At 61.2% G+C, this 22,804-nt stretch carries 22 protein-coding genes; 2 read left to right on the top strand and 20 right to left on the bottom strand.

All coding sequences use genetic code 11. The features are described 5' to 3' along the window. Position 1 precedes the first annotated feature (1 nt). The 3 genes from FZ934_RS14850 to FZ934_RS14860 all read right to left on the bottom strand — a co-directional run bounded on the left by FZ934_RS14850 (position 2) and on the right by FZ934_RS14860 (position 2,903). On the bottom strand, positions 2-931 hold the full coding sequence (locus FZ934_RS14850) for a prephenate/arogenate dehydrogenase family protein (RefSeq protein ID WP_113361976.1): 930 nt from the start codon (positions 929-931) through the stop codon (positions 2-4). Next, entirely contained in the window at positions 928-2,037 is a 1,110-nt protein-coding gene (gene hisC, locus FZ934_RS14855) for a histidinol-phosphate transaminase (protein ID WP_153271695.1), read from the bottom strand. The genes FZ934_RS14850 and hisC overlap by 4 nt, the downstream gene beginning before the upstream one ends. 89 nt (positions 2,038-2,126) lie before the next feature. After that, on the bottom strand, positions 2,127-2,903 hold the full coding sequence (locus FZ934_RS14860; protein WP_153271696.1) for a class I SAM-dependent methyltransferase: 777 nt from the start codon (positions 2,901-2,903) through the stop codon (positions 2,127-2,129). A 53-nt stretch (positions 2,904-2,956) separates the two neighbouring features. Between FZ934_RS14860 and gloB the strand changes: the two genes are divergently transcribed. Further along, a complete protein-coding gene (gene gloB, locus FZ934_RS14865; protein ID WP_153271697.1) occupies positions 2,957-3,727 on the top strand; it encodes a hydroxyacylglutathione hydrolase in 771 nt (256 codons plus the stop codon). Beyond that, positions 3,727-4,149, top strand: coding sequence for a cupin domain-containing protein (locus FZ934_RS14870; RefSeq protein ID WP_153271698.1), 423 nt, complete (start codon positions 3,727-3,729; stop codon positions 4,147-4,149). Before gloB ends, FZ934_RS14870 begins: the two co-directional genes overlap by 1 nt. Before the next feature lie 8 nt (positions 4,150-4,157). On the opposite strand, the gene FZ934_RS14875 is transcribed toward FZ934_RS14870, so the two are convergent. From FZ934_RS14875 to FZ934_RS14955, 17 genes are all read right to left on the bottom strand, one after another. Further along, positions 4,158-4,406, bottom strand: coding sequence for a formate dehydrogenase subunit delta (locus tag FZ934_RS14875; protein ID WP_153271699.1), 249 nt, complete (start codon positions 4,404-4,406; stop codon positions 4,158-4,160). After that, complete coding sequence (gene fdhD / locus FZ934_RS14880; protein ID WP_153271700.1) at positions 4,396-5,223, bottom strand: formate dehydrogenase accessory sulfurtransferase FdhD; 828 nt, start codon at positions 5,221-5,223, stop codon at positions 4,396-4,398. Before fdhD ends, FZ934_RS14875 begins: the two co-directional genes overlap by 11 nt. Beyond that, entirely contained in the window at positions 5,220-8,099 is a 2,880-nt protein-coding gene (gene fdhF, locus FZ934_RS14885; RefSeq protein ID WP_153271701.1) for a formate dehydrogenase subunit alpha, read from the bottom strand. The genes fdhD and fdhF overlap by 4 nt, the downstream gene beginning before the upstream one ends. A 4-nt stretch (positions 8,100-8,103) precedes the next feature. Next, positions 8,104-9,660, bottom strand: a complete 1,557-nt coding sequence (locus tag FZ934_RS14890) for a formate dehydrogenase beta subunit (protein WP_153271702.1) — start codon at positions 9,658-9,660, stop codon at positions 8,104-8,106. Beyond that, the gene (locus FZ934_RS14895; protein ID WP_153271703.1) at positions 9,657-10,136 is read right to left on the bottom strand and encodes a formate dehydrogenase subunit gamma; all 480 of its coding nucleotides are present in this window, start codon (positions 10,134-10,136) and stop codon (positions 9,657-9,659) included. Before FZ934_RS14895 ends, FZ934_RS14890 begins: the two co-directional genes overlap by 4 nt. Positions 10,137-10,286: 150 nt before the next feature. After that, on the bottom strand, positions 10,287-11,180 hold the full coding sequence (locus FZ934_RS14900; RefSeq protein WP_153271704.1) for a LysR family transcriptional regulator: 894 nt from the start codon (positions 11,178-11,180) through the stop codon (positions 10,287-10,289). 68 nt (positions 11,181-11,248) lie between these two features. Further along, complete coding sequence (locus FZ934_RS14905) at positions 11,249-11,584, bottom strand: ArsR/SmtB family transcription factor (protein WP_153271705.1); 336 nt, start codon at positions 11,582-11,584, stop codon at positions 11,249-11,251. A 104-nt stretch (positions 11,585-11,688) separates the two neighbouring features. Then, on the bottom strand, positions 11,689-12,459 hold the full coding sequence (locus tag FZ934_RS14910) for an SDR family NAD(P)-dependent oxidoreductase (protein ID WP_153271706.1): 771 nt from the start codon (positions 12,457-12,459) through the stop codon (positions 11,689-11,691). Positions 12,460-12,682: 223 nt separating this feature from the next. After that, positions 12,683-13,090 (bottom strand): F0F1 ATP synthase subunit epsilon, encoded by a 408-nt coding sequence (locus FZ934_RS14915; RefSeq protein WP_113361986.1) that lies wholly within the window; start codon positions 13,088-13,090, stop codon positions 12,683-12,685. Between the two features lie 77 nt (positions 13,091-13,167). Then, positions 13,168-14,616, bottom strand: coding sequence for a F0F1 ATP synthase subunit beta (gene atpD, locus FZ934_RS14920; RefSeq protein ID WP_153271707.1), 1,449 nt, complete (start codon positions 14,614-14,616; stop codon positions 13,168-13,170). Positions 14,617-14,639: 23 nt separating this feature from the next. Beyond that, a complete protein-coding gene (locus FZ934_RS14925; RefSeq protein WP_153271708.1) occupies positions 14,640-15,524 on the bottom strand; it encodes a F0F1 ATP synthase subunit gamma in 885 nt (294 codons plus the stop codon). A 24-nt stretch (positions 15,525-15,548) separates the two neighbouring features. Then, complete coding sequence (gene atpA / locus FZ934_RS14930; RefSeq protein ID WP_153271709.1) at positions 15,549-17,078, bottom strand: F0F1 ATP synthase subunit alpha; 1,530 nt, start codon at positions 17,076-17,078, stop codon at positions 15,549-15,551. Then, positions 17,078-17,638 carry a F0F1 ATP synthase subunit delta gene (locus tag FZ934_RS14935; RefSeq protein WP_153271710.1) on the bottom strand — a complete coding sequence of 187 codons (561 nt, stop codon included), beginning with the start codon at positions 17,636-17,638 and terminating at the stop codon, positions 17,078-17,080. Before FZ934_RS14935 ends, atpA begins: the two co-directional genes overlap by 1 nt. 260 nt (positions 17,639-17,898) lie before the next feature. Next, complete coding sequence (locus FZ934_RS14940) at positions 17,899-18,288, bottom strand: DUF4345 domain-containing protein (protein ID WP_153272468.1); 390 nt, start codon at positions 18,286-18,288, stop codon at positions 17,899-17,901. A gap of 79 nt (positions 18,289-18,367) precedes the next feature. Next, a complete protein-coding gene (locus FZ934_RS14945; protein WP_153271711.1) occupies positions 18,368-20,584 on the bottom strand; it encodes a primosomal protein N' in 2,217 nt (738 codons plus the stop codon). A gap of 60 nt (positions 20,585-20,644) precedes the next feature. Beyond that, positions 20,645-21,781 (bottom strand): AAA family ATPase, encoded by a 1,137-nt coding sequence (locus FZ934_RS14950; protein ID WP_153271712.1) that lies wholly within the window; start codon positions 21,779-21,781, stop codon positions 20,645-20,647. A 21-nt stretch (positions 21,782-21,802) separates the two neighbouring features. After that, the gene (locus tag FZ934_RS14955) at positions 21,803-22,750 is read right to left on the bottom strand and encodes a GNAT family N-acetyltransferase (RefSeq protein ID WP_153271713.1); all 948 of its coding nucleotides are present in this window, start codon (positions 22,748-22,750) and stop codon (positions 21,803-21,805) included. Positions 22,751-22,804 lie beyond the last annotated feature (54 nt).

Below are 22,804 nucleotides of genomic sequence, written 5' to 3' on the forward strand. Positions count from 1 at the left end.
CTCAGGGCTTCTTGTCCAGGGCATGTGGGCGCCCGAAATCCGGCGCGTCCACATCCTGCCCCGCCTGTATGATCGAGCGACGGACTGCGCGAGTGCGCGTGAACAGCTCGAATATCTTGTCGCCTTCGCCCCAGCGGATTGCACGCTGCAGATAGGCAAGATCCTCCGAGAAGCGTGCCAGCATCTCAAGGATCGCATCCTTGTTATGCAGGCAGACATCTCGCCACATGGTCGGGTCGGATGCCGCAAGACGGGTGAAATCGCGAAAACCGGAGGCCGAGTACTTGATGACTTCGGATTCGGTCACCGTCTCCAGATCGTCGGCCGTGCCGACGATGTTGTAGGCGATGATGTGCGGCAGATGCGAGACGATCGCGAGCACCTTGTCGTGGTGCTCAGGGTCCATCTCATCCACCTTGGAACCGAGCGTCTCCCAGAACTGGCGCAGCGTATTCAACGCGGCCGGGTCGGTGTCGGCAACCGGCGTAAAGATGCACCAGCGTCCCTCGAAGAGACCCGGAAAGCCAGCGTCCGGGCCTGACTTCTCGGTGCCTGCCAGCGGATGCCCCGGAATGAAGTGAACGTGCGGCGGCATATGCGGCTGCATCTGTGCGATGACGGAAGCCTTGGTGGAGCCGACGTCGGTCACGATCGCGCCCGGCTTCAGGCTTCCGGCAATTTCCTTCGCGACGCTTTCGGAAGCGCCCACCGGCACCGACACGATGACCAGATCCGCACCCTCGACGGCCTCTGCCGAAGACGTCGTATAGCGATCGCCAAGCGCCAGCTCTTCGGCGCGCTTGAGCGTCTCGGCGCTGCGGGTCGCAATAACGACCTCCTTTGCCAGCCCAAGGCGCTTGATGTCATGCGCGAGCGAGGAGCCGATCAGGCCGATACCGATCAGCGCGATGCGGTCGAACTGGGCGGTCATGCCTTGCGTCCCAGAAATTCGCCGAGCGACTCGATGACGCCGCGGTTCGCTTCCTCCGGTCCGATGCTCATGCGCAGCGAATTGGCAAACCCATAGCCCTTTACGGCGCGCAGGATGTAGCCACGGCTCGTCAGGAACTCGTCGGCATCAGCAGCACGCTTGCCGTCGACGTCAGGAAAGTGGATCAGCACGAAGTTGGTGACCGAAGGCGTGACCTTGAGCCCAAGCGCCTCGAACGCGGAGGTAAGCTTGTCGAGCCACATCTGGTTGAAGACCACCGTTTCCTGAACGAAGGCCTGATCCCGGATCGCTGCCGCACCGGCGGAAATCGCGGCGGAATTCATGTTGAACGGCCCGCGAACGCGGTTCAGCGCATCGACGATCTCGGCCGGCGCATACATCCAGCCGACGCGCAGTGCGGCAAGGCCGTAGACCTTCGAGAAGGTCCGCGTCATCACGACGTTTGCATTGGAGGAAACGATTTCGATCCCGGCTTCATAGTCGTTGCGGCGAACATATTCGGCATAGGCCGCGTCGAGCACCAGAACGACGTTCTTTGGCAGCGCGACTTGCAGCCGGCGTATCTCGCTGACCGGAACGTAGGTGCCGGTCGGGTTGCCGGGGTTGGCGATGAACACCATTTTCGTCTTCGGCGTCACCGCAGCAAGGATAGCGTCGACATCAACAGTCGCGTCTTTCTCCTTGACCGTGACAGGCGTCGCGCCGGCGCCCATGATCTGGATCTTGTAGACAAGAAAACCGTGCTCGGTGATGATCGCCTCGTCGCCGGCGCCGAGATAGACGTGACAAAGAAGCCCGAGCAGCTCGTCGGAACCGTTGCCGCATAAAATATTAGCCGGGTTAAGACCATGGACCGCAGCGATCGCCTCGCGCAGTTCGATGGCCTGACCGTCGGGATAGCGCTCCAGATTGGCGGCAGCGGCGCGAAATGCCTCGATCGCCTTCGGGCTGGCGCCAAGCGGCGTTTCGTTCGACGAGAGCTTGTAGACGCGCGCAACGCCCGGGGCATGCTCCTTGCCCGGCACATAGGCTGCGATATCCAGAATACCGGGACGCGGAACGGGCTTGCTCATCTCTTCGCTCATGGGATCGACCTTGGAAAAACACCGGAAATCCGGCTGAAATTGCCCTGAGGCAATAGAACGGAACGACGATCTTGTCGAGTGCCGAGCGGCTATCTGCTTCGCGTGGTCGGAACACCGTGAGGTGCCAGCACTGGAACGAAGACGCGGCGAGAGGCGCGGGCCGCCACCGGCAGACCCTGATAGAGCCGCTTCTGCGCTTCGACGATGATGACACCGGAAAAGGCGGGCCACAACGCCCGTCCGACACGCTCGAAGACACCGCGAACGCGCATCATCGTGCGAAGCTTGGATGGAGGAAACAGCAGCGCCTCAGCGGTCGCACCGGGCGTAAAATTGGTCTCACGCAGCAAATGTGTCAGCTGGCCGCGAGAATAGGGACGCCCGGAGCCAAACGGCGTGTGTTCCATCCGCGCCCATACGCCGCGACGGTTCGGCACGACGATAACGAGGCGACCGCCCGGAGCCAGCACGCGCCAGAGCTCTTTCAGTGTTTCCCGCGGACTTTCGGCGAACTCAAGGGAATGGACCATCAGCACCCGATCGATCGACGAGTCTGGCAGTGGCAGTTCCTCGTCGAAGATCAACGCCGTGCTCGATAGCGAACCGACAGGCCAATTGACCGCGCCCTGCCCGGCCGGCATGAATGCAAATGTGCGCTCGGTGTCGGCCTGGAAACGATCGAGAAACGGCACGGCGTAGCCGAGGCCCACGAGCCGCTCCTGAGGCAGACGAACCCATAGAGACGACAGCGCCATGGAGATCGACTGCTCGGCAATACGGCCAAGGTCCGAGTGATAAAACTGGCGCAGGTCTACGATATCGGCGTGCATTGCACCAAATGTTATCAATGGCCGATTGGACTTCAAGGTCGGAACCTCTACATTCCCGGTATGTCCGCGATAAAGAGGTATTTTGAGCAATGAAACCTTTGGATTTAGATGTTTTTCTTTGCCGCACCGATAATTTTGGGGTGCTGGTGCATGATCCTGAAACCAATCTGACGGTGTCGATCGACGCCCCCGATGCAAATGCTGTTATGGCTGCTGCCGATCGGCGCGGCTGGACGATCACCCACATTTTCACGACCCACCACCACACCGACCACGTTGAAGGCAACCTTGCGCTCAAGGAGCATTATGGCTGCGAGATCATCGGCCCGATCAACGAGGCCGTCGCCATACCGGGTCTCGACCAGACGATGGCCGATGGCGACACATTTCTGTTTGGCGACCACACCATTAGCGTCATCGAGACGCCCGGCCATACGGCAGGCCATATCTGCTACCACTTCGTCGACGACAAGCTTCTCTTTGCCGCAGATACCCTGTTCGCGCTGGGCTGTGGTCGGCTCTTCGAGAGGCCGGCAGCCGACATGTGGCACTCGCTGCAAAAACTCGCGGTGCTCCCCGATGAGACGGCGGTCTATTTCGGTCACGAGTACACCTTGTCCAATGCCCGCTTCGCGCTGACGATCGATCCCACCAACGAGCGGCTGAAGAGCCGCGCCGCCGAGATCGAAACGATGCGGGCCGAGGGCAAGTTCACGATCCCCACCACGCTTGCTCTGGAGAAGGAGACGAACCCCTTCCTGCGCGCCGGCGACCCGGCAATCCGTCGCAACCTGCTGATGGAGAGCAAGACGAACGAAGAAGTGTTTGCCGAGATCCGCAAGCGCAAGGACAATTTCTGATGTCGGCGGACGAGATTATCGAAGCGCTTTCGATGCAGCCGCACCCGGAAGGCGGCTGGTACGTCCAGACATTTCGCGACAGTCCCGACGACAAGCGCGGGAATTCGACGGCGATCTACTATCTGCTGAAATCGGGACAACGCTCGCACTGGCACCGCGTTCACGACGCGGCCGAGGTATGGCATTTCTACGCGGGCGCACCGCTTGCGCTCCATCGTTCCGAAGAAGGCAAGGCAAGCGAAACCTTGAGGCTCGGGACAGACATCCTCGCCGGCGAACGTCCGCAGGCGATCATCCCGGCAAACTGGTGGCAATCCGCTGAAACGCTCGGCGATTTCACGCTGGTCGGCTGCACGGTTGCGCCAGGCTTCGAATTCGCGAGCTTCGAAATGGCCCCGCCCGACTGGAAGCCGGCGGGCTGAGATTAGAGCTACGCCTTTTCCGCCGCCGCGACCGGCTCGGGTTTCTTGATCATCCGGGCCGCGTCGACAACGAGCGGATGCAGCCCGTTGTCCCCTGTCTTCAGGATCTCGAACAGCTGCCGCCGCATGCGCGGCTCCCAGAACTTGTTGATGTGGCTCGCAACGCCGTCAGCCGCCTCGGAGGCCGGCTGGCTGGTGAAGAAAGTGGCGATCTGGTTGGCCATGTAGACCAGCTTGCTATGGGTATCATGCGACATCGGAAATGCTTCCCGGCTGAATGCGGTGCGGATGCGTAAAAATCTCGAAATCCTCGCCGCGCACGAGCGCAACGAGGGTCATCCCGGCTTCATCGGCCGTGCGAATGGCAAGGGCTGTTGGCGCCGAGATGGCGACAAGAATGGAACTTCCGAGGATCGCGGCCTTCTGGACCATCTCGACGGACAGACGGCTGGTGACGGCGACGATGCCCTCCGCCCCGGATCGCTGCTCAGCAATCACCGCGCCGCAGAGCTTGTCGAGCGCGTTGTGACGGCCGACATCCTCGCGCACCGCAAGCAGCCCCTTGCCCGGCAGGTAGAAGCCCGCGCCATGCACGGCGCGCGTCTCGCGATGTAGCGGCTGCGCGCCATTCAATAGCGCAACGGCTTCCACGATGTCGCGGTATACAGCCTTGAGAGACACGGCCGCCACGTCAGGCACCTTGCGAACGGCCTGCTCGATCGACTCGATGCCGCAGAGCCCGCAGCCGACAGGCCCGGCCATGCTGCGTCTGCGGGCAGTCAGGGCCGTGGCGACGTCATCGACGAGAGCAATCTGGACATCGATACCGCTCTCGTTCTCGACGATCTCGATGCCGGCGACTTGGCCGAGATCGGAAATGATCCCTTCCGTGAGGCTGAAGCCGATGGCGAAATCCTCCAGGTCGGCAGGCGTGCCCATCATCACGGCATGCGTGCTGCCACCATAGGAAAACGCGATCGGCACTTCCTCGGGAACGATCCGCTCGCCGGACAGGACGACACCGCCGCTGCGGGCGGTGCGTCTGACGGCAATACGGGTCGGGCGATCGATCACTCGGCGGGCTCCAGCTTGCTGACGATGCGACGGCTCTGGCGTGCCTGCTCATCATAGTCCCGCTGCCAGTCGGTCGGGCCGTTGGACGGCGAGACCTGTACGGCGGTCACCTTGTATTCGGGGCAGTTGGTCGCCCAGTCCGAGAAGTCCGTCGTGATGACGTTCGCCTGCGTATCCGGGTGGTGGAAGGTGGTGTAGACGACGCCCGGCGCCACCCGGTCGGTAATCAGCGCCCGCAGCGTCGTGTCGCCCGAGCGGCTCATCAGCTTGATCCAGTCGCCATCGCGAATGCCACGCTGTTCGGCATCGTGCGCGTGGATCTCCAGACGGTCTTCCGGATGCCAGACGACGTTGTCGGTGCGGCGCGTCTGGGCTCCGACATTGTACTGGCTGAGGATGCGGCCCGTCGTCAGCAGCAGCGGGAAGCGCGGGCCCGTCCGCTCGTCGGTCGCGACATACTCGGTGCGGATGAACTTGCCCTTGCCGCGGACGAATCCGTCGACATGCATGATCGGCGATCCCTCGGGATGCGCCTCGTTGCAGGGCCACTGCACCGAACCCACCTTCTCCAGATAGTCGTAGGAGACGAGCGCAAAGCTCGGCGTCGTCGCGGCGATCTCGTCCATGATCTCGGAGGGATGCGTGTAGTTCCAGTCAAGCCCCATGGCCTGCGCCATTTTCTGCGTCACTTCCCAGTCGGCATAACCGTTGCGCGGGCTCATGACCTTGCGAACGCGGTTGATACGGCGCTCGGCATTGGTGAAGGTGCCGTCCTTCTCGAGGAAGCTCGAGCCCGGCAGGAAGACATGCGCGTAATTTGCCGTCTCGTTCAGGAAGAGGTCGTGAACGACGACGCACTCCATGGCAGCAAGGCCGGCGGCGACGTGCTTCGTATCAGGGTCGGATTGCAGGATATCCTCACCCTGGACGTAGAGGCCTCTGAACGACCCATCGACCGCTGCATCCAGCATGTTCGGAATGCGCAGCCCCGGCTCATTGCTGATCTTGACGCCCCAGAGCTTCTCGAAGATGTCGCGCGTCGCATCGTCGGAGACGTGACGATAGCCAGGCAACTCATGTGGGAACGACCCCATGTCGCACGAGCCCTGCACGTTGTTCTGCCCGCGCAACGGGTTCACGCCGACGCCGGGACGGCCGATATTGCCGGTCACCATAGCAAGGTTGGCTATCGCCATGACGGTGGTCGACCCCTGGCTGTGTTCGGTAACGCCGAGACCATAGTAGATCGCCCCGTTGCCGCCTTTGGCGTAGAGACGTGCTGCGCCGCGCACGAGATCTGCAGGAACGCCGGTGAATTTCTCGGACGCTTCCGGGCTGTGATGCGGCTCGGCGACGAAGCTTGCCCAGTCCTCGAACTCAGACCAGTCGCAGCGCTCGCGGATGAAGGCCTCGTTGAACAATCCTTCCGTCACGATGACATGTGCCAGCGACGTCAGGATCGCGACGTTCGTACCGGGCTTCAGCGGCAGGTGATAGGACGCCTCGACATGCGGCGAGCGAACGATGTCGGTGCGGCGCGGATCGATGACGATCAGCTTGGCGCCCTGGCGCAGCCGTTTCTTCAGGCGCGAGCCGAAAACCGGATGCCCATCTGTCGGGTTGGCGCCAATGATGACGACGACATCGCTCTGCTCGACGCTGTCGAAGTTCTGCGTGCCGGCCGAGGTGCCGAAAGCCTGGCCGAGGCCGTATCCGGTTGGCGAATGGCAGACGCGAGCGCATGTATCGACGTTGTTGTTGCGGAAGCCGGCACGCACCAGCTTCTGCACCAGATAGGTCTCCTCGTTGGTGCAGCGAGACGAGGTGATGCCACCGACGGAATCGCGACCGTACTGATACTGGATGCGGCGGAACTCGGAGGCGACATGCGCAAAGGCCTCGTCCCAGCTCACTTCGCGCCAGGGATCGGTAATCTTCTCGCGGATCATCGGATTGAGGATGCGATCCTTGTGGCTGGAATAGCCATAGGCGAAGCGACCCTTGACGCAGGAATGGCCGCGGTTTGCCTGCCCGTCCTTCCAGGGCACCATGCGTACCAGCTCTTCGCCACGCATCTCAGCCTTGAAGGAGCAGCCGACGCCGCAATAGGCGCAGGTGGTGACGACGGAATGCTCCGGTTGGCCAATCTCGATCACCGATTTTTCGGTCAGCGTCGCCGTCGGGCAGGCCTGCACGCAGGCCCCGCAGGAAACACATTCGGACGAGACGAAGTCCTCATGCATGCCGGCCGAAACACGCGAATCGAAGCCGCGGCCTTCAATTGTCAGTGCGAACGTACCCTGGACTTCCTCGCAGGCGCGCACGCAGCGCGAACAGACGATACACTTGGCGGGATCGAAGGTGAAATAGGGATTGGACTCGTCCTTCGGCGCCCATTTGAGATTGAGATCGCCGTTGTTGCGCGCCTTGACATGGTTGTCGCCCTCATAGCCGTAGCGCACATCGCGCAGACCGACCGCACCCGCCATGTCCTGCAGCTCGCAATCGCCGTTTGCAGCGCACGTCAGACAGTCGAGCGGATGATCGGAGATGTAGAGCTCCATCACGCCCTTGCGGACATCCTTCAGGCGGTTCGTCTGCGTCGAGACCACCATGCCAGGTGCAACCGGCGTTGTGCACGACGCGGGCAAACCCGCGCGCCCCTGGATCTCGACGAGACAGAGCCGGCACGAACCGAAGGCGTCGATCATGTCGGTGGCGCAGAGCTTCGGGATCTCGATGCCCGCATCCATCGAGGCGCGCATGACGGATGTGCCCTCGGGCACCGTCACCTGGTTGCCGTCGATGGTGAGCGTCACCATGGTTTCCGAGGTCGAGGCCGGCGTGCCGTAATCGATTTCATGGACGAGAGGCATGGTCTTACTCCGCCGCTTCGATGAGAGGTGTGGGAACGAAATCTTCGGGGAAATGCGTCATCGCGCTCATGACCGGATAGGGCGTGAAGCCCCCTAGCGCGCAGAGCGACCCGAACTTCATGGTGTTGCAGAGATCGGCAAGCAGCTCGCGGTTCTTCTCCGGCTCGATACCGCGTGCGATCTTGTCCGCCGTCTCGACGCCGCGCGTCGAGCCGATGCGGCAGGGCGTGCACTTGCCGCAGCTCTCGACGGCGCAGAATTCCATCGCAAACCGCGCCTGCTTCAGCATGTCGGCGCTCTCGTCGAAGATAACGATGCCGGCGTGGCCGATCAGGCCATCCTTGGCGGCGAAAGACTCGTAGTCGAATGGCGTATCGAACAGGGCACGCGGGAAGTAGGCGCCGAGCGGCCCGCCGACCTGAACCGCCTTCACCGGCCGCCCGGAGGCGGTTCCGCCGGCAATGTCATCGATGAGTTCGCCGAGCGAAATGCCGAATGCGGTTTCAAACAAACCGCCATGCTTCACATTGCCGGCGATCTGGATCGGAATGGTGCCGCGCGAACGGCCAAGGCCGAAGTCGCGATAATAGGCCGACCCCTTGTCCATGATCACAGGCACGGAAGCGAGCGAAATGACGTTGTTGATAACGGTCGGACAGTCGAAGAGACCCTTATGAGCAGGCAGCGGCGGCTTGGCGCGCACGATGCCGCGCTTGCCTTCGAGGCTGTTCAGAAGCGCCGTCTCCTCGCCGCAGACATAAGCGCCAGCACCCGTGCGGACTTCCATGTCGAAAGTCTTGCCTGAGCCCAGAACCGACGTACCTAGGATGCCGGCACTCCGGGCAATATCGATCGCCCGGCTCATCGCCGCGATCGCATGCGGATATTCCGAGCGTGTGTAGATGAAGCCCTTGCTGGCGCCGGTCGCAAGGCCCGCAATCGCCATGCCTTCGATCAGCACGAAGGGATCGCCTTCCATGATCATCCGGTCGGCGAAGGTGCCGCTGTCGCCCTCATCAGCGTTGCAGACGATGTACTTACGATCACCCGGTGCGTCGAGCACCGTCTTCCACTTGATCCCCGTCGGGAAGCCCGCGCCGCCGCGACCACGCAGACCCGAATCGGTCACTTCCTTGACGACATCCGCAGGCGACATCGAAACCGCGCGGCGCAAGCCGGCGAGACCGCCGTGCGCCTCGTAGTCATCAAGCGAGAGCGGATCGGTGATGCCGCAACGGGCGAAGGTCAGACGCGTCTGACGCTTGAGGAACGGCAGTTCCTCCACCTCGCCAAGACAGAGGGGATGATCGCCGCCGATGGCCAAGCCCGCATCGAACAGCGAGACGACATCCTTCGCCTTGACAGGCCCGTAACCGATACGCTTGCCGGCGACTTCCACCTCGACCAGCGGCTCCAGCCAGTGCATGCCGCGCGAACCATTGCGCACGATCTTGGCGTCGAGCCCGCGAGCGGCAATCTGCTCGGCGATAGCCTTGGCGACACGCTCCGCGCCCAACGCCAGTGCCGCCGCATCACAGGGAACATAAATCCGGACGGTCATCGACGTGCCTCCGAAATCAGCGCCTCGAGATCGGCGGCGTCCACCCGCCCATGTACCTCGCCGTCCATCATCGCGGACGGCGAGCACGAACAGAGCCCAAGACAGAAGACGGGTTCCAGCGTAATCGCTCCATCAGGCGTCGTGCCGTGCCAGTCGACGCCAAGCAGCGCCTTGACGCGCTCGGCCAGCAGATCGCCGCCCATCGACTGACAGGCCTCGGCACGACAGAGCTTCAGCACATGCCGACCAGCGGGATGATCGCGATAATCATGATAGAAGGTGACGACGCCATGCACCTCGGCGCGCGAAAGGTTCAGCTCTTTCGCGATGACAGGCAACGCCTCGTGCGGGACGTAGCCGAACTCATCCTGGATCTCGTGCAGGATCGGCAACAACGGCCCTTCGAGATGCTTGAGATGGTCGATGATCGCGATGGTGCGCGTTGCGATATCGCCTTTGGCGACATGGATATTCATCAGCAGCCCTCCCGCGGCCTGCGAATCGCGCGTCGGGGCAAGGCTCTCTTCCGCAGCCTGCGACCGCTAACGTCAGTTCATTATAGAACTTTCTCAGGGTTGGACGAAGCGATCAATAATGCTGTTCCGTCAAACGATAGGAAAAACCTATCAAAAATCCGCTTCTTCAGCGAGATTTCGTGCTTCGTGCAATAATGCCGAAACCAGTGGCGTGAATGGCTCACGATGCGTCGCCACCAGACCGACGAGATGATGCGCTTGCGGTTCGGTGATCGGGATCATCCTGATTTCGGCAGGAAAACCGAATGATTTCGCAATATTGCGTGGCATGATGCTCGCCCAGCGTCCTGTCCGGACGTGTGAGAACAGCACGATCATCGAGTTCGACTCGAGTGTCGGATGCGCAACGGCGCCCGCTTCTGCGAGATGCTGGTTGATGATGCGGCGGTTTTGCATGTCCGCCGTCAATAGACAAAGCCGAAGAAGACCGACTTCCTTCCACGTCACACTCTCGCGATCCGAGAGAGGGCTGCCGGCGGCCGTGATCAGATTGTAGTGCTCGGCATAGAGCGGAACGGTGGTGACGCGCCCGAGCGGCTCGTTCTCGAGGTATGTGATCCCGGCATCGATCTCCAGATTTTCAAGCATGCTCAGGACCTGCAGCGAGTTCCTGGAGACGATCGAAAAGGTCACATCCGGATGCCGCTCCTGAAACGGCGCCGTGATCTTCGTCAGCATCGACAAGGCTGTTGGAATTGCCGCGATCTTGATATGTCCGGAAAGGCCCTTCCGGGCGGCGCGCATCTCCTCCCGCATCGTGCGGGCATCACCGACGATACGCCGGGCCCATTCCAGCACGCGCTGCCCCTCGGGCGTTAAGCCCTGAAAGCGTGAACCACGCTGCACGAGAATGACGCCCAGCTGATCCTCCAACTGGCGGATCGCGGCTGAAAGTGAAGGTTGTGAAATTCCGCACTCTTCGGCAGCACGGCCAAAATGCTTCTCGTTTGCGAGTGCGATGAAGAATTCCAGCTTGTCGATCATCCGGCCTCCGCGCCGAACCTCGGCTCACGCTATTGTCACGACAAGACCGGGACGGGCAAGGGGCCGGATTAGGCCTCCGCCGGGACCATGACGAACAGTGTCCGCAGGAAAGCGACCGTGCCAGGGTTTTCCACGCGATAGTAGATCAACCGTCCCTGTCGGCGCGTATTGACGATCCCCTCCATCCGCAGACGGGCAAGCTGTTGAGAAACCATCGCTTGTTGGATGCCGAGGATATCCTCGATCTCGCCTACCGTTCTCTCCCCCTCGGCAAGAATGCAGAGGATGAGCAGCCGCGTATGGTGGGCGAGCGCTTTTAGAAGATCGCTCGCCTCTCGTGCGCGCGCGGAGAATTTCTGAAATTCGTGATCGGGCATACCCGATCTCGGTGTAGGCAAATGCATTCTATATCTCTGATTGCATGAATTATAAAACTCAGGTCGCAAGATAACATATACGCGCATGCCGATCGTTTGGATCTTCTAAAATACCAAAAAAAGTCCGGCGGTTAGCAGATGAGCTGACCGCCGTTGATTTCAAGTACTTGCCCGGTCACATAACCGGAAAGTGAAGGAGCAGATAGAAACAGGTAAGCGGGTGCGCAGTCTTCGGCGGTACCAAGGCGCTGCAGCGGAATGCTCTTGCGAGTCGCCTCAAGCTTCTCGGGAGAAGAATAGCGCTGATGAAAATCCGTCTCGATGGTGCCGGGCGAAACGCAGTTGACCCGGACCCCACTGGGCGCCAGTTCTCGCGCAAGCGCCTTCGAGTAAGTGGCGACGAACGCCTTCGACGCCGAATAGATTGCCGATCCGGGGCTCCCGCCCGTCAGCGCCGAAATGGAAACCGTATTGACGATCGCCGCAGCCTGCGCCGCCCGCAATGCCGGAATGAGCGCGCGTGTCAGCTCCACAACGGATGTCTGGTTGAGCTGCACGACGGCATCATACTGCTCGTCCGTCAGTTGATCGGCGGGAAAACGGCCGACCATGGTGCCCGCATTGTTCACGAGAACATCGATGCGATCGAACGTCGAAAGCACCTTGTTGGCAAAGGCCTGCGTTCCCTCGCCCTTGCTGAAGTCGGCCGCGACAAGAAACGCGCGCCGATCGGCCTCGGCCGTCAGCAGAAAATCGGGCAAGCTGCGCTCGCTCTCCCGACCGATGTGAGCAAGCACCTTGGCACCGCAGTCGAGAAACTGGCGGGTAACCTCCAGTCCAATCCCCCTGCCTGCGCCTGTTACTACGACATTGCGATTTTCGAAAAGCTTCGGATGAAACATCATACCCCCGATGAACCTTTTATGGCGCAGCCGTCGCGCCGAACCTCATGAATCCCCACGGCGAAACTATAGCGGCAATCGCGGAAAGCAAACACGCGCAACGCTGCACGTTTCGCAACAGCTCATGTTGACATCGACGTCGCGCGAAGGTGCTGACACCCTGCGCCAAAAACAAAAAAAGCGGCCTCGAAGGGCCGCTTTCCATCCGTCCGGTAAGACGATGTCAGTCCTTGTTGACCACACCCTGCAGATGCGTGAGCTCCATGATGTAGTGCTCAAGCCGGGACTTCTGCTCATGGTGGTGCGCGTCATCGAGTTCGGTCTTCGCCGCGTCGATGCGCAGCGTCAGCTCGTCCTTGGACAGGTCCTGCACGATGACTGCAGATTCCGCGAGCAGCGTGCAGCCGGTCGGCAGAATGTCCGCAAAGCCGCCGAACACCACGTAGTCCTGCTTCTTGCCGTTAGCAGAGCGAACGCTGACGATGCCCGGCTTGATGGTCGTCATCGTCGGCGCATGGTGCGCCATGACGGTCATCTCACCTTCGGTTGCCGGAATGACAACTTCGGTCACCATCTCCGACAGCAGCAGACGCTCGGGAGATACGAGTTCAAAATTGAAATTGTCAGCCATGACGTTTCACTTCTTGATTGTCTTTGAAACAAACGACGGCGCGCGTGGCCTCGGCCCGCGCGCCGCTGTTGAATGCATCAGGCAGCTGCGGACAGCTTCTTGGCCTTTTCGATGGCTTCTTCCATCGAGCCAACCATGTAGAAGGCAGCTTCCGGCAGATGGTCGTAGTCGCCGTTGACCAGGCCCTTGAAGCCCTTGATCGTGTCTTCGAGCGCGACGAGCTTGCCCGGCGAACCGGTGAAGACTTCAGCAACGAAGAACGGCTGCGACAGGAAGCGCTCGATCTTGCGGGCGCGGGCAACGGCCAGCTTGTCCTCTTCGGACAGTTCGTCCATGCCCAGGATCGCGATGATGTCCTGGAGAGCCTTGTAGCGCTGCAGCGTCGACTGAACCTTACGAGCCACTTCGTAGTGCTCTTCGCCGACAACGATCGGGTCGAGCATGCGCGACGTGGAGTCGAGCGGGTCAACGGCCGGGTAGATACCCTTTTCAGCGATCGAACGCGACAGAACGGTCGTTGCGTCCAGGTGGGCGAACGAGGTTGCCGGAGCCGGGTCGGTCAAGTCGTCGGCGGGGACGTAAATCGCCTGAACCGAGGTGATCGACCCCGTCGTCGTGGTCGTGATGCGTTCCTGCATCTGGCCCATATCGGTGGCGAGCGTCGGCTGATAACCAACGGCCGAAGGAATACGGCCGAGCAGAGCGGACACTTCCGAACCTGCCTGGGTGAAACGGAAGATGTTGTCGACGAAGAACAGAACGTCCTGGCCCTTGTCGCGGAAGTCTTCAGCGATGGTGAGACCCGTCAGAGCGACGCGAGCGCGGGCGCCCGGCGGTTCGTTCATCTGGCCGTAAACGAGGGCTGCCTTCGAGCCTTCGCCGCCGCCATGCTTGTTGACGCCCGATTCGATCATTTCGTGGTAAAGGTCGTTGCCTTCGCGGGTACGTTCACCCACGCCTGCGAATACCGAGTAACCACCGTGCGCCTTGGCGACGTTGTTGATCAGTTCCATGATCAGAACGGTCTTGCCGACGCCAGCGCCGCCGAACAGGCCGATCTTGCCGCCCTTTGCGTAAGGCGCGAGCAGGTCGACGACCTTGATGCCGGTGACGAGGATCTGTGCTTCGGTCGACTGGTCGACGTAGGCAGGAGCGTCCTGGTGGATCGCGCGCTTGCCGGAGGTGACCAGCGGGCCAGCTTCGTCGACCGGCTCACCGATGACGTTCATGATACGGCCGAGCGTTTCCGGACCGACCGGAACCGTGATCGGACCACCGGTGTCGGAGACCGGCTGACCGCGAACCAGACCTTCGGTCGAGTCCATGGCGATCGTGCGGACTTCGTTTTCACCAAGATGCTGCGCCACTTCGAGAACGAGGCGGTTGCCGCCGTTCGTGGTTTCGAGCGCGTTCAAGATCGCCGGCAGTTCGCCTTCGAAAGCAACGTCCACGACGGCGCCGATAACCTGCGTAACCTTGCCGGCGGAGCCTGCCGCGGCCTTCTTGGGGGTAGCTGCCTTAGCCATCTTCTTACCCTCTTTCCCTAACCTCAGAGCGCTTCCGCGCCCGAAATGATTTCAATGAGTTCCTTGGTGATCTGAGCCTGGCGCTGACGGTTGTAGTTCAGCGTCAGCTTGTTGATCATTTCACCAGCGTTGCGCGTTGCATTGTCCATGGCGCTCATCTTGGCACCCATTTCGCCGGCAACGTTCTCAAGGAGCGCGCGGAAAATCTGGACCGAGATGTTGCGCGGAATCAGATCCTCGAGGATCGATGCCGGATCCGGCTCGTATTCGTAGACTGCGCCGGCATGCTCCTCGTCCTGGACAACGGCCGTGGGGGCCGATGCGGGGATGAGCTGCTGTGCCGTCGGAACCTGCGAAATGACCGACTTGAATTCGGAGTAGAACAACGTGCAGACGTCGAACTCGTCGGCGTCGAACATCTCGATGATGCGCTTGCCGATCTGATCCGCATTCTCGAAGCCGACCTTCTTCACGTCGCGCAATTCCTTGCGCTCGACGATCAGCGAGGCGAATTCACGACGCAGAACGTCGTAACCCTTCTTGCCGACGGTGAAGAACTTGACGGTCTTGCCTTCAGCAATGAGCTTGCGAGCGTGATCGCGCGCAAAACGCGAGATCTGCGAGTTGAAGCCGCCGCACAGGCCGCGTTCGGCAGTGCAGACAACCAGCAAGTGAACCTGGTCCTTGCCGGTGCCGGTCATCAGCGCCGGCGCGCCGTCGGCGTCCGTCATCGCACCGGCGATGTTTGCCAGAACGGCACCCATGCGCTGCGAGTACGGACGGGCGGCCTCGGCCGCCTCCTGCGCGCGACGCAGCTTCGCCGCGGCGACCATTTTCATCGCCTTGGTGATCTTCTGCGTCGCCTTGACGGAGGCGATCCGGTTTTTCAGATCCTTAAGTGAAGGCATCCGTTATCCGTCCTTTGGGTCCGATTAGGCGAAGGACTTCGCGAAGCTATCGACGGCAGCCGTGAGCTTGCCCTTCGTATCGTCGCTGATTGCCTTGTCCGTGCGGATCGTGTCGAGGATAGCCGAGCCTTCCGAACGAAGGTACGACAGCAGGCCCTGCTCGAACTTGCCGACCTGTGCGACCGGGATCTTGTCGAGATAGCCATTGACGCCAGCGAAGATCACTGCGACCTGCTCTTCCGTCTTCAGTGGCGAGAACTGCGGCTGCTTCAGGAGTTCGGTCAGGCGTGCACCGCGGTTCAGCAGGCGCTGCGTCGAAGCATCGAGGTCCGAACCGAACTGGGCGAAGGCAGCCATTTCACGATACTGGGCGAGCTCGCCCTTGATCGAGCCGGCAACCTGCTTCATGGCCTTGATCTGAGCGGCAGAACCAACGCGCGAAACCGACAGACCGACGTTAACGGCCGGACGAATGCCCTGGTAGAACAGGTCGGTTTCAAGGAAGATCTGGCCGTCGGTGATCGAGATCACGTTGGTCGGAATGAACGCCGAAACGTCGTTGCCCTGGGTTTCGATGACCGGCAGAGCCGTCAGAGAGCCAGCGCCCTTCTCGTCGGAGAGCTTTGCAGCGCGCTCGAGGAGACGCGAGTGCAGGTAGAAAACGTCGCCCGGATAAGCTTCGCGGCCCGGCGGGCGGCGCAGCAGCAGCGACATCTGGCGATAGGCAACAGCCTGCTTGGACAGGTCGTCGTAACCGATCAGCGCGTGCTGACCGTTGTCGCGAAAGTATTCGCCCATCGTGCAGCCGGCGAACGGCGCCAGGTACTGCATCGGAGCCGGATCGGAAGCCGTAGCGGCAACAACGATCGAGTACTTCATTGCGCCGCGTTCTTCGAGAACCTTGACGAACTGGGCAACAGTCGAACGCTTCTGGCCGATAGCGACGTAGACGCAGTACAGCTTTTCGCCGTCCGGGCCGTTGTCGTGGATAGCCTTCTGGTTCAGGATCGCATCGAGAATGATCGCGGTCTTGCCGGTCTGACGGTCACCAATGACGAGCTCACGCTGGCCACGGCCGACCGGGATGAGCGCGTCGATAGCCTTGAGGCCGGTCGACATCGGCTCATGAACCGACTTACGCGGAATGATGCCAGGAGCCTTGACATCAACGCGCGCACGGCGCGTCGCGTTGATCGGGCCCTTGCCGTCGATCGGGTTGCCGAGAGCGTCGACAACGCGGCCGAGCAGTTCCGGACCAACCGGAACGTCAACGATGGCGCCGGTCCGCTTGACGGTGTCGCCTTCCTTGATGTCGCGGTCCGAACCGAAAATAACAACACCGACGTTGTCAGATTCAAGGTTCAGCGCCATACCACGGATGCCGCCGGGGAATTCGACCATTTCGCCTGCCTGAACATTGTCCAGACCGTAAACGCGAGCGATACCGTCACCGACGGAGAGAACCTGACCGACTTCCGAGACTTCTGCCTCTTTACCGAAGTTTTTGATCTGGTCTTTGAGAATTGCGGAAATTTCCGCAGCGCGGATATCCATCAGCCGACCTCTTTCAATGCAAGCTTAAGGGTAGAGAGTTTTGTACGAAGAGACGTATCAATCTGACGGGACCCGACCTTCACGATCAGACCACCAAGAATTGACGGATCAACCGTGACGTTGATCGCCACGTCTTTGCCGGTGACGCCCTTGAGCGCCGCCTTCAATTCAGTTTCCTGCGCTGCTGTGAGCGCATGGGCCGAGGTAACCTCGGCAGCAATTTCACCACGCTGGTTGGCAGCAATGATGCGGAAGGCCTTGATCATGCCCGGGAGAGCAAAGAGGCGGCGGTTACGCGCCACGACCTTCAGAAAGTTTGCGAAGAATCCGCTGATGCCAGCCTTCTCGCTGATGGCAATGATCGCCTTCAGCTGATCTTCGGCCGAGAAAACAGGGCTCGAAACGAAACGCTTCAGATCGTCGCTCTCATCGAGCATCGCCTGGAACTGCTCGAGGTCCTTGGTGACGCTTTCGACGGCGCCCTGCTCAAGCGCGAGCTCGAACAACGACGAGGCATAGCGCTCTGCAACACCAGAAGTAAGCTGGGATGTGTCTGCCACTGGCCCAAATTTCCCTGATTTCAACCCAAGAATCCGGTCCCCGGCGGGCGCCTGACCTATAATCTTGAATTCGTTATGATTTCCCCCAGAAATCGCAAGAGAAGCCTCTTGCTTCTTCCGAAATTCGGGGTCCGTCTAACATAGGATATCGGGACTCGCAACACGCGTAACGCCCGAATACGCCTTTCCCATCGATTTCTCGCGCAAAAATGCGCAATGCGCCTCAATAATGAGCCGGGCGCCCGAGATCTCCGTTCAACTCAAGCGGAAAAGAAACCGAAGACATAGGCGAGCGGGAGGGCTGCCAGGATGACTTGCACAACCAGAAGTAAATAGTTGAGAATCGTGCTCCCCTTATCTGAAAGGAGAGAAATGATGCGCGCGAAAGCCGCCATGGCGAAGGCTGCGCCGAAGACCAGGTAAGTATTTGGCTGAGCCAACATGATGGGGGCGAGCCCCAGCGCGAGATACATTCCGCCCGTCGAGCGAAGCTCCGCATATCCGTCGCGCCGCCCTTCTCGCGGCTGAAGCCCGAAGAGCCGCATCGAATATCCGGGAGCGAACATGATAACGAGGCCCGCCAAAACCGCGAATGCCGCCGAGCAAAAAGCCAGTTGCTCGCCAAATTCCTCAGGAAAATATAGTTCCATCAGTCGACCCCAAATCACGCCCAATCGCGTTCTTATGGCATAGTTGGCGTGCGCGGCAAAAGCCCGTTGCGACAGCGATCTACAGGAAGCTTTGCGGGTCGATGTCGAGCTGGACGTGCACCGAGCCACGCTCCTTTGGCGCTTGCGCCAGCATCGCCCTCAGAAACGCCTGCATGTCCGAGTTTTTCCGACCGTGCACGAGAAGACGGAAACGGTGCCGGCCGCGAACCAGCGCCAACGGCGCCTCGGCCGGCCCGAGGACGGCGATACCGGAGACGTGAGGCGCGGCACTTCTCACCGCCCGCGCATGGTTTTCCGCATCGTGCCGCGTTTCTGCCGACACGATGATCGACGCCAAGCGCCCGAACGGCGGCAGGATCGCGCGCTCGCGCTCGGCGATCTCTCTCTCGTAAAATGCGCCCGCATCGCCTGAGACGATCGCCTGCATGACCGGATGCTGCGGCTGATAGGTTTGCAACAGGCCATGACTTTTCAGGCCGGTACGCCCGGCGCGGCCCGTAACCTGCGACAGGAGCTGGAATGTACGCTCCGCGGCCCGTGGGTCGCCATTGGCGAGGCCGAGGTCCGCGTCGACGATCCCGACCAGCGTCATCAGGGGAAAGTTGTGACCCTTGGCCACAAGCTGCGTGCCGATGACGATATCGGCTTCACCCTTGGCGATCGCCTCGAGTTCGAGCCGCAGCCGTTTGACCCCGCCCATCATGTCGGACGAGAGCACGATCGTTCGCGCCTCGGGAAAATGACGCTCCACCTCCTCGGCAATACGCTCGACACCCGGGCCACAGGCGACGAGGTGATCGAACGTGCCGCATTCCGGGCAGGCTTCAGGCGTGCGCTCCGAATGGCCGCATTGATGGCACTGCAACTGCCTCTTGAAGCGATGCTCGACGAGCCAGCTGGAGCATTGCGGGCATTGGAACCGATGGCCGCAGACGCGGCAGAGCGTCAGCGGTGCATAGCCCCGTCGGTTGAGGAACAGCAGCGCCTGCTGTTGCTTCTCTACCGTCTTGCCGATCGCCCGAATCAGCACCGGCGACAGGAAGCCACCGCGCTCAGGTGCATGCCGACGCATGTCGACGAGGTGAAGGTCCGGCAAGGCCGCATCGCCGAAGCGTGTCGGCATGTGAATGGTGGTGTAGCGACCGCTCTGGCCGTTGACCTGGCTCTCGACGGACGGCGTCGCAGAGACAAGCACCACGGGGAAGTCACCGATCCGTCCGCGAACAACGGCCATGTCGCGCGCATTGTAATAGACGCGGTCTTCCTGCTTGTAGGCAGGGTCGTGCTCTTCGTCGACGATAATCAGCCCGAGATCTTCAAACGGCAGGAACAGAGCGGAGCGCGCGCCGGCAACAACGCGAACCTCACCGGTCACCGCCTGGCGCCAGACCTTTTCGCGCATGCGTGGCGGGAGGTCGGAATGCCACTCCGCCGGCTTGGCCCCGAAGCGATCCTGGAAACGCTCCAGAAAGCTTGCGGTCAGCGCAATTTCCGGCAGGAGAATCAAGACCTGCTTGCCACGCCTCAGCGTTTCAGCGATCGCCTCGAAATAGACCTCGGTTTTTCCCGAACCGGTGACGCCATCGATCAGCGAAACCGCGAATTCGCCCTTTCGGACTTCGTCCAGAATTTCGTCCGCCGCCTCGCGTTGCGGGCCTTCGAGCCGCGCCGCGGCAAAATCGGGATCGGGCTTGGCAACGACAGGCGGAGGCGGCAGGAAAACGGTCTCGAAAATCCCCTGGCTGATCAAACCGTCGACGACGCTCGTCGAAACGCCGGCTGCATGAGCAAGTCCGGTGCGCGTCCATGACAGGCCATCCGCTGCCGCATCGAGCACACGCGCTCTCGCCGGCGTCATCCGCTCCGGCTCGCCGCCCATGAAGCGCAACCCCTCCACCATCGGCTCGGGCTCGAAGGCATTCGGCGCGCGAAGCGCCATCCGCGCCACGAGCCCCGGCGGCGACAGGGTATAGGTCGCGACCCAATCGATGAAGTCACGCATTTCCTTGGTGAGCGGCGGGCAATCGAAGACATGGCTGATCGGTCTCAGCTTCTTGGGATCGACGCCATCCTCGCCACCGTCCCAGACGACGCCGATCACCTGGCGCGGGCCGAGCGGCACCTGCACGACCGACCCGGGCTCGACCGCCATGCCATCCGGCACGGCGTAGGAATAAGGCTTGGGCGCAGGCATGGGAACGAGCACCGGAACCGTGCGGTTTGCCGGCAGCGTTTCAAACAGCGCTCCAAAGAGATCGGACGAATCTGTGCTCATCGGGCGAGACCATGCCCGCATCGCGGCGAAAAGAAAACCTGGAAGACTGATGGCACCGGCTTACTCATCCTCATCGATGACACCGGTGAAGCGCATGCCATCGATCCACGTCGCGCCATCCTGACGCACGACACGGCGTGCACGGGCGCCGCATTTTTCGCGCACGGCAGCGGCCAGGGCTTCCGAATGCGTGACGATCCAGATCTGGCTGCTGCGCGCCGCCTCCGCGATCATGTCCGCCAATGGCGGCAGCATGTCGGGATGAAGGCTCGCTTCCGGTTCGTTGAGCGCGATCAACGGCGGCAGGCGATAGGACATCAGTGCCGCGGCCAGCCCAAGAAAACGGATCTGACCGTCGGACAATTCTCGCGGCTGAAAGACCCGGTTGGGAAACTCCGGAAGGGATAGGCCAAACTCAGCCGTCTCCCCAGGCGGCGGCACGACAAGGCGCGCACCACCGAGGGCCGCCGCTACAGCTCGATCGAGATCGACGGTGTCTTCCCGCGTGTGCACCAGCGTCGCGAAGACGGCCGCGATATTACTGCCATCCTCATCGAGCAGCGGCGCCGTCACGGCAAGACAAGGCGCCCGCAGCGGCGAGAGGCGATCTGTCCGGAAACCGTGAAAAAACCGCCAGCTGTCAACCGCACGGCGAAACGTCCCGATCTCAGGGTAGTGACCGGCGTCGCCGAGCAGCGCGATTGCCGTTTCCGACGTCATCGCCTGCTCCGGATAGTCCTGCATTCGGCCATTCGGCCCGCGAACGGAAATGGCCGGGCCGGCGCGCTTCATCATCGTGACCGGCCGCGTGCCGGTCTCGATCGAAAGTTCCTCCGCCTTGATCTGCGGTTCGAAAGGAAAGCCTGCCGCGGCAGCCGGTGGTCGCAAACCCGCTTCGACGCGATAGCGAAAGGTGATCGCCCTCTCCGCGTCCAGAAGTTCCGTTTCCAGGCGAATGCGGAACGGTCCCTCCGAATCCTTGCGCGGGCCGGACCAGAGCGCCGAAAACATGCCGCCTTCGGCCGCGATCTCATGGGCCAGCCGGCCGCGCGTCGCCGCCTGGATGAGCTGTAGCGCACGATAGAGGTTGGATTTCCCGACCCCGTTTTCGCCAATGAACAGATTGATTCCCGAAAGATCCATGCGGATCGAGCGCAGGGACCGGTAGTTCTGGGCAAACATGGATCGGAGAAGCATGCCTTGCTTTAGCCGATCCGATCACGGAATTGAATGGGCAGCGATCAGTTCCGGCGCCGCCGGCGGTACGAGCGGCGAAAAGCGCGCATCGCTATCCGCATCCAGCGCATGCACAGTGTGGTCTTCCAGAGCCTTGGTTACTTCGTTGATATCGCCCTCGAGATGTTCCACCGGGATCAGGTTCCCGACCACGAAATCGAAGCGGTCACCGCGCTTGTTGAGCAGTTCGTGAAACACCGTCATGTCACGAAGCTCGGTCGACCACTTCGCGAACCAGTAGAACAGGCCGGAGTTTCGCGCCGTCATGTGCACGGGCAGGATCGGAAGATTGTACTTGCGCGCAAGGCCGACGGCCGAGGTCTTCCAAGGCCGCTCGTTCAGCCGGCCGTTCGCCCAGTAGGCAATGCGCCCCGAGGGAAAAAGGACGGTCGCCTTGCCTTCCTTGACTGCATGGTTGGTCAGCTGAAGCGTTTCGCGTGTCTTCAGTTTGCTCTTGTATTCCTCCCGCCACTCGACAGGAATGATGACTTCGGCAAAGCGCGGATTGACGCGCACCGCATCGCGGTTTGCAAACACCATCATGTCGGGCCGTCTGCTCTTCAGAAGGTCAAAAACCGCGACACCATCGGCGATGCCCGTCGGGTGGTTGCTGACGAGGATGAAACCGCCACGCTCGGGAATGCGTTCGCCGTGACTGACATTGATATCGAGCTTCAAAAGGTTGCTCATATACTCGAAGCACTGGAAGCCCGGCATGTTCGCGACATCATTGGCGAAGCTGATCGCCCTGTTGTAGCGAAGGAGCGTATAGAGAAAAGGGCGCATGACCGGCCACAGCGGATGGTTCACGATCCGCTGGCCACGTTCGGCGATCAGTGTATCGACAATATGTCCCGGCCTGCCATGAGAGACGAGCGATATTGCTTCCGCGAACTGTCCAAAAGCGGTCGTGGGGTGGCGCCGTGGCATTCAAGATCCTACGTCGTTGGGAAACTCAGTTAGGGTGATTAATATGATGGAAGC

Origin of the sequence: Rhizobium grahamii (assembly GCF_009498215.1) — a bacterium.
GTDB lineage: Bacteria > Pseudomonadota > Alphaproteobacteria > Rhizobiales > Rhizobiaceae > Rhizobium > Rhizobium grahamii_A.

What these genes read in the sequence shown, in the direction of transcription:
- FZ934_RS14850 (WP_113361976.1), bottom strand. Translation starts at nt 931, where the DNA reads ATGACCGCCCAGTTCGACCGCATCGCGCTGATCGGTATCGGCCTGATC.
- hisC (WP_153271695.1), bottom strand. Translation starts at nt 2,037, where the DNA reads ATGAGCGAAGAGATGAGCAAGCCCGTTCCGCGTCCCGGTATTCTGGAT.
- gloB (WP_153271697.1), top strand. Translation starts at nt 2,957, where the DNA reads ATGAAACCTTTGGATTTAGATGTTTTTCTTTGCCGCACCGATAATTTT.
- FZ934_RS14870 (WP_153271698.1), top strand. Translation starts at nt 3,727, where the DNA reads ATGTCGGCGGACGAGATTATCGAAGCGCTTTCGATGCAGCCGCACCCG.
- FZ934_RS14875 (WP_153271699.1), bottom strand. Translation starts at nt 4,406, where the DNA reads ATGTCGCATGATACCCATAGCAAGCTGGTCTACATGGCCAACCAGATC.
- fdhF (WP_153271701.1), bottom strand. Translation starts at nt 8,099, where the DNA reads ATGCCTCTCGTCCATGAAATCGATTACGGCACGCCGGCCTCGACCTCG.
- FZ934_RS14890 (WP_153271702.1), bottom strand. Translation starts at nt 9,660, where the DNA reads ATGACCGTCCGGATTTATGTTCCCTGTGATGCGGCGGCACTGGCGTTG.
- FZ934_RS14895 (WP_153271703.1), bottom strand. Translation starts at nt 10,136, where the DNA reads ATGAATATCCATGTCGCCAAAGGCGATATCGCAACGCGCACCATCGCG.
- FZ934_RS14900 (WP_153271704.1), bottom strand. Translation starts at nt 11,180, where the DNA reads ATGATCGACAAGCTGGAATTCTTCATCGCACTCGCAAACGAGAAGCAT.
- FZ934_RS14905 (WP_153271705.1), bottom strand. Translation starts at nt 11,584, where the DNA reads ATGCATTTGCCTACACCGAGATCGGGTATGCCCGATCACGAATTTCAG.
- FZ934_RS14910 (WP_153271706.1), bottom strand. Translation starts at nt 12,459, where the DNA reads ATGTTTCATCCGAAGCTTTTCGAAAATCGCAATGTCGTAGTAACAGGC.
- FZ934_RS14915 (WP_113361986.1), bottom strand. Translation starts at nt 13,090, where the DNA reads ATGGCTGACAATTTCAATTTTGAACTCGTATCTCCCGAGCGTCTGCTG.
- atpD (WP_153271707.1), bottom strand. Translation starts at nt 14,616, where the DNA reads ATGGCTAAGGCAGCTACCCCCAAGAAGGCCGCGGCAGGCTCCGCCGGC.
- FZ934_RS14925 (WP_153271708.1), bottom strand. Translation starts at nt 15,524, where the DNA reads ATGCCTTCACTTAAGGATCTGAAAAACCGGATCGCCTCCGTCAAGGCG.
- atpA (WP_153271709.1), bottom strand. Translation starts at nt 17,078, where the DNA reads ATGGATATCCGCGCTGCGGAAATTTCCGCAATTCTCAAAGACCAGATC.
- FZ934_RS14940 (WP_153272468.1), bottom strand. Translation starts at nt 18,288, where the DNA reads ATGGAACTATATTTTCCTGAGGAATTTGGCGAGCAACTGGCTTTTTGC.
- FZ934_RS14945 (WP_153271711.1), bottom strand. Translation starts at nt 20,584, where the DNA reads ATGAGCACAGATTCGTCCGATCTCTTTGGAGCGCTGTTTGAAACGCTG.
- FZ934_RS14950 (WP_153271712.1), bottom strand. Translation starts at nt 21,781, where the DNA reads ATGCTTCTCCGATCCATGTTTGCCCAGAACTACCGGTCCCTGCGCTCG.
- FZ934_RS14955 (WP_153271713.1), bottom strand. Translation starts at nt 22,750, where the DNA reads ATGCCACGGCGCCACCCCACGACCGCTTTTGGACAGTTCGCGGAAGCA.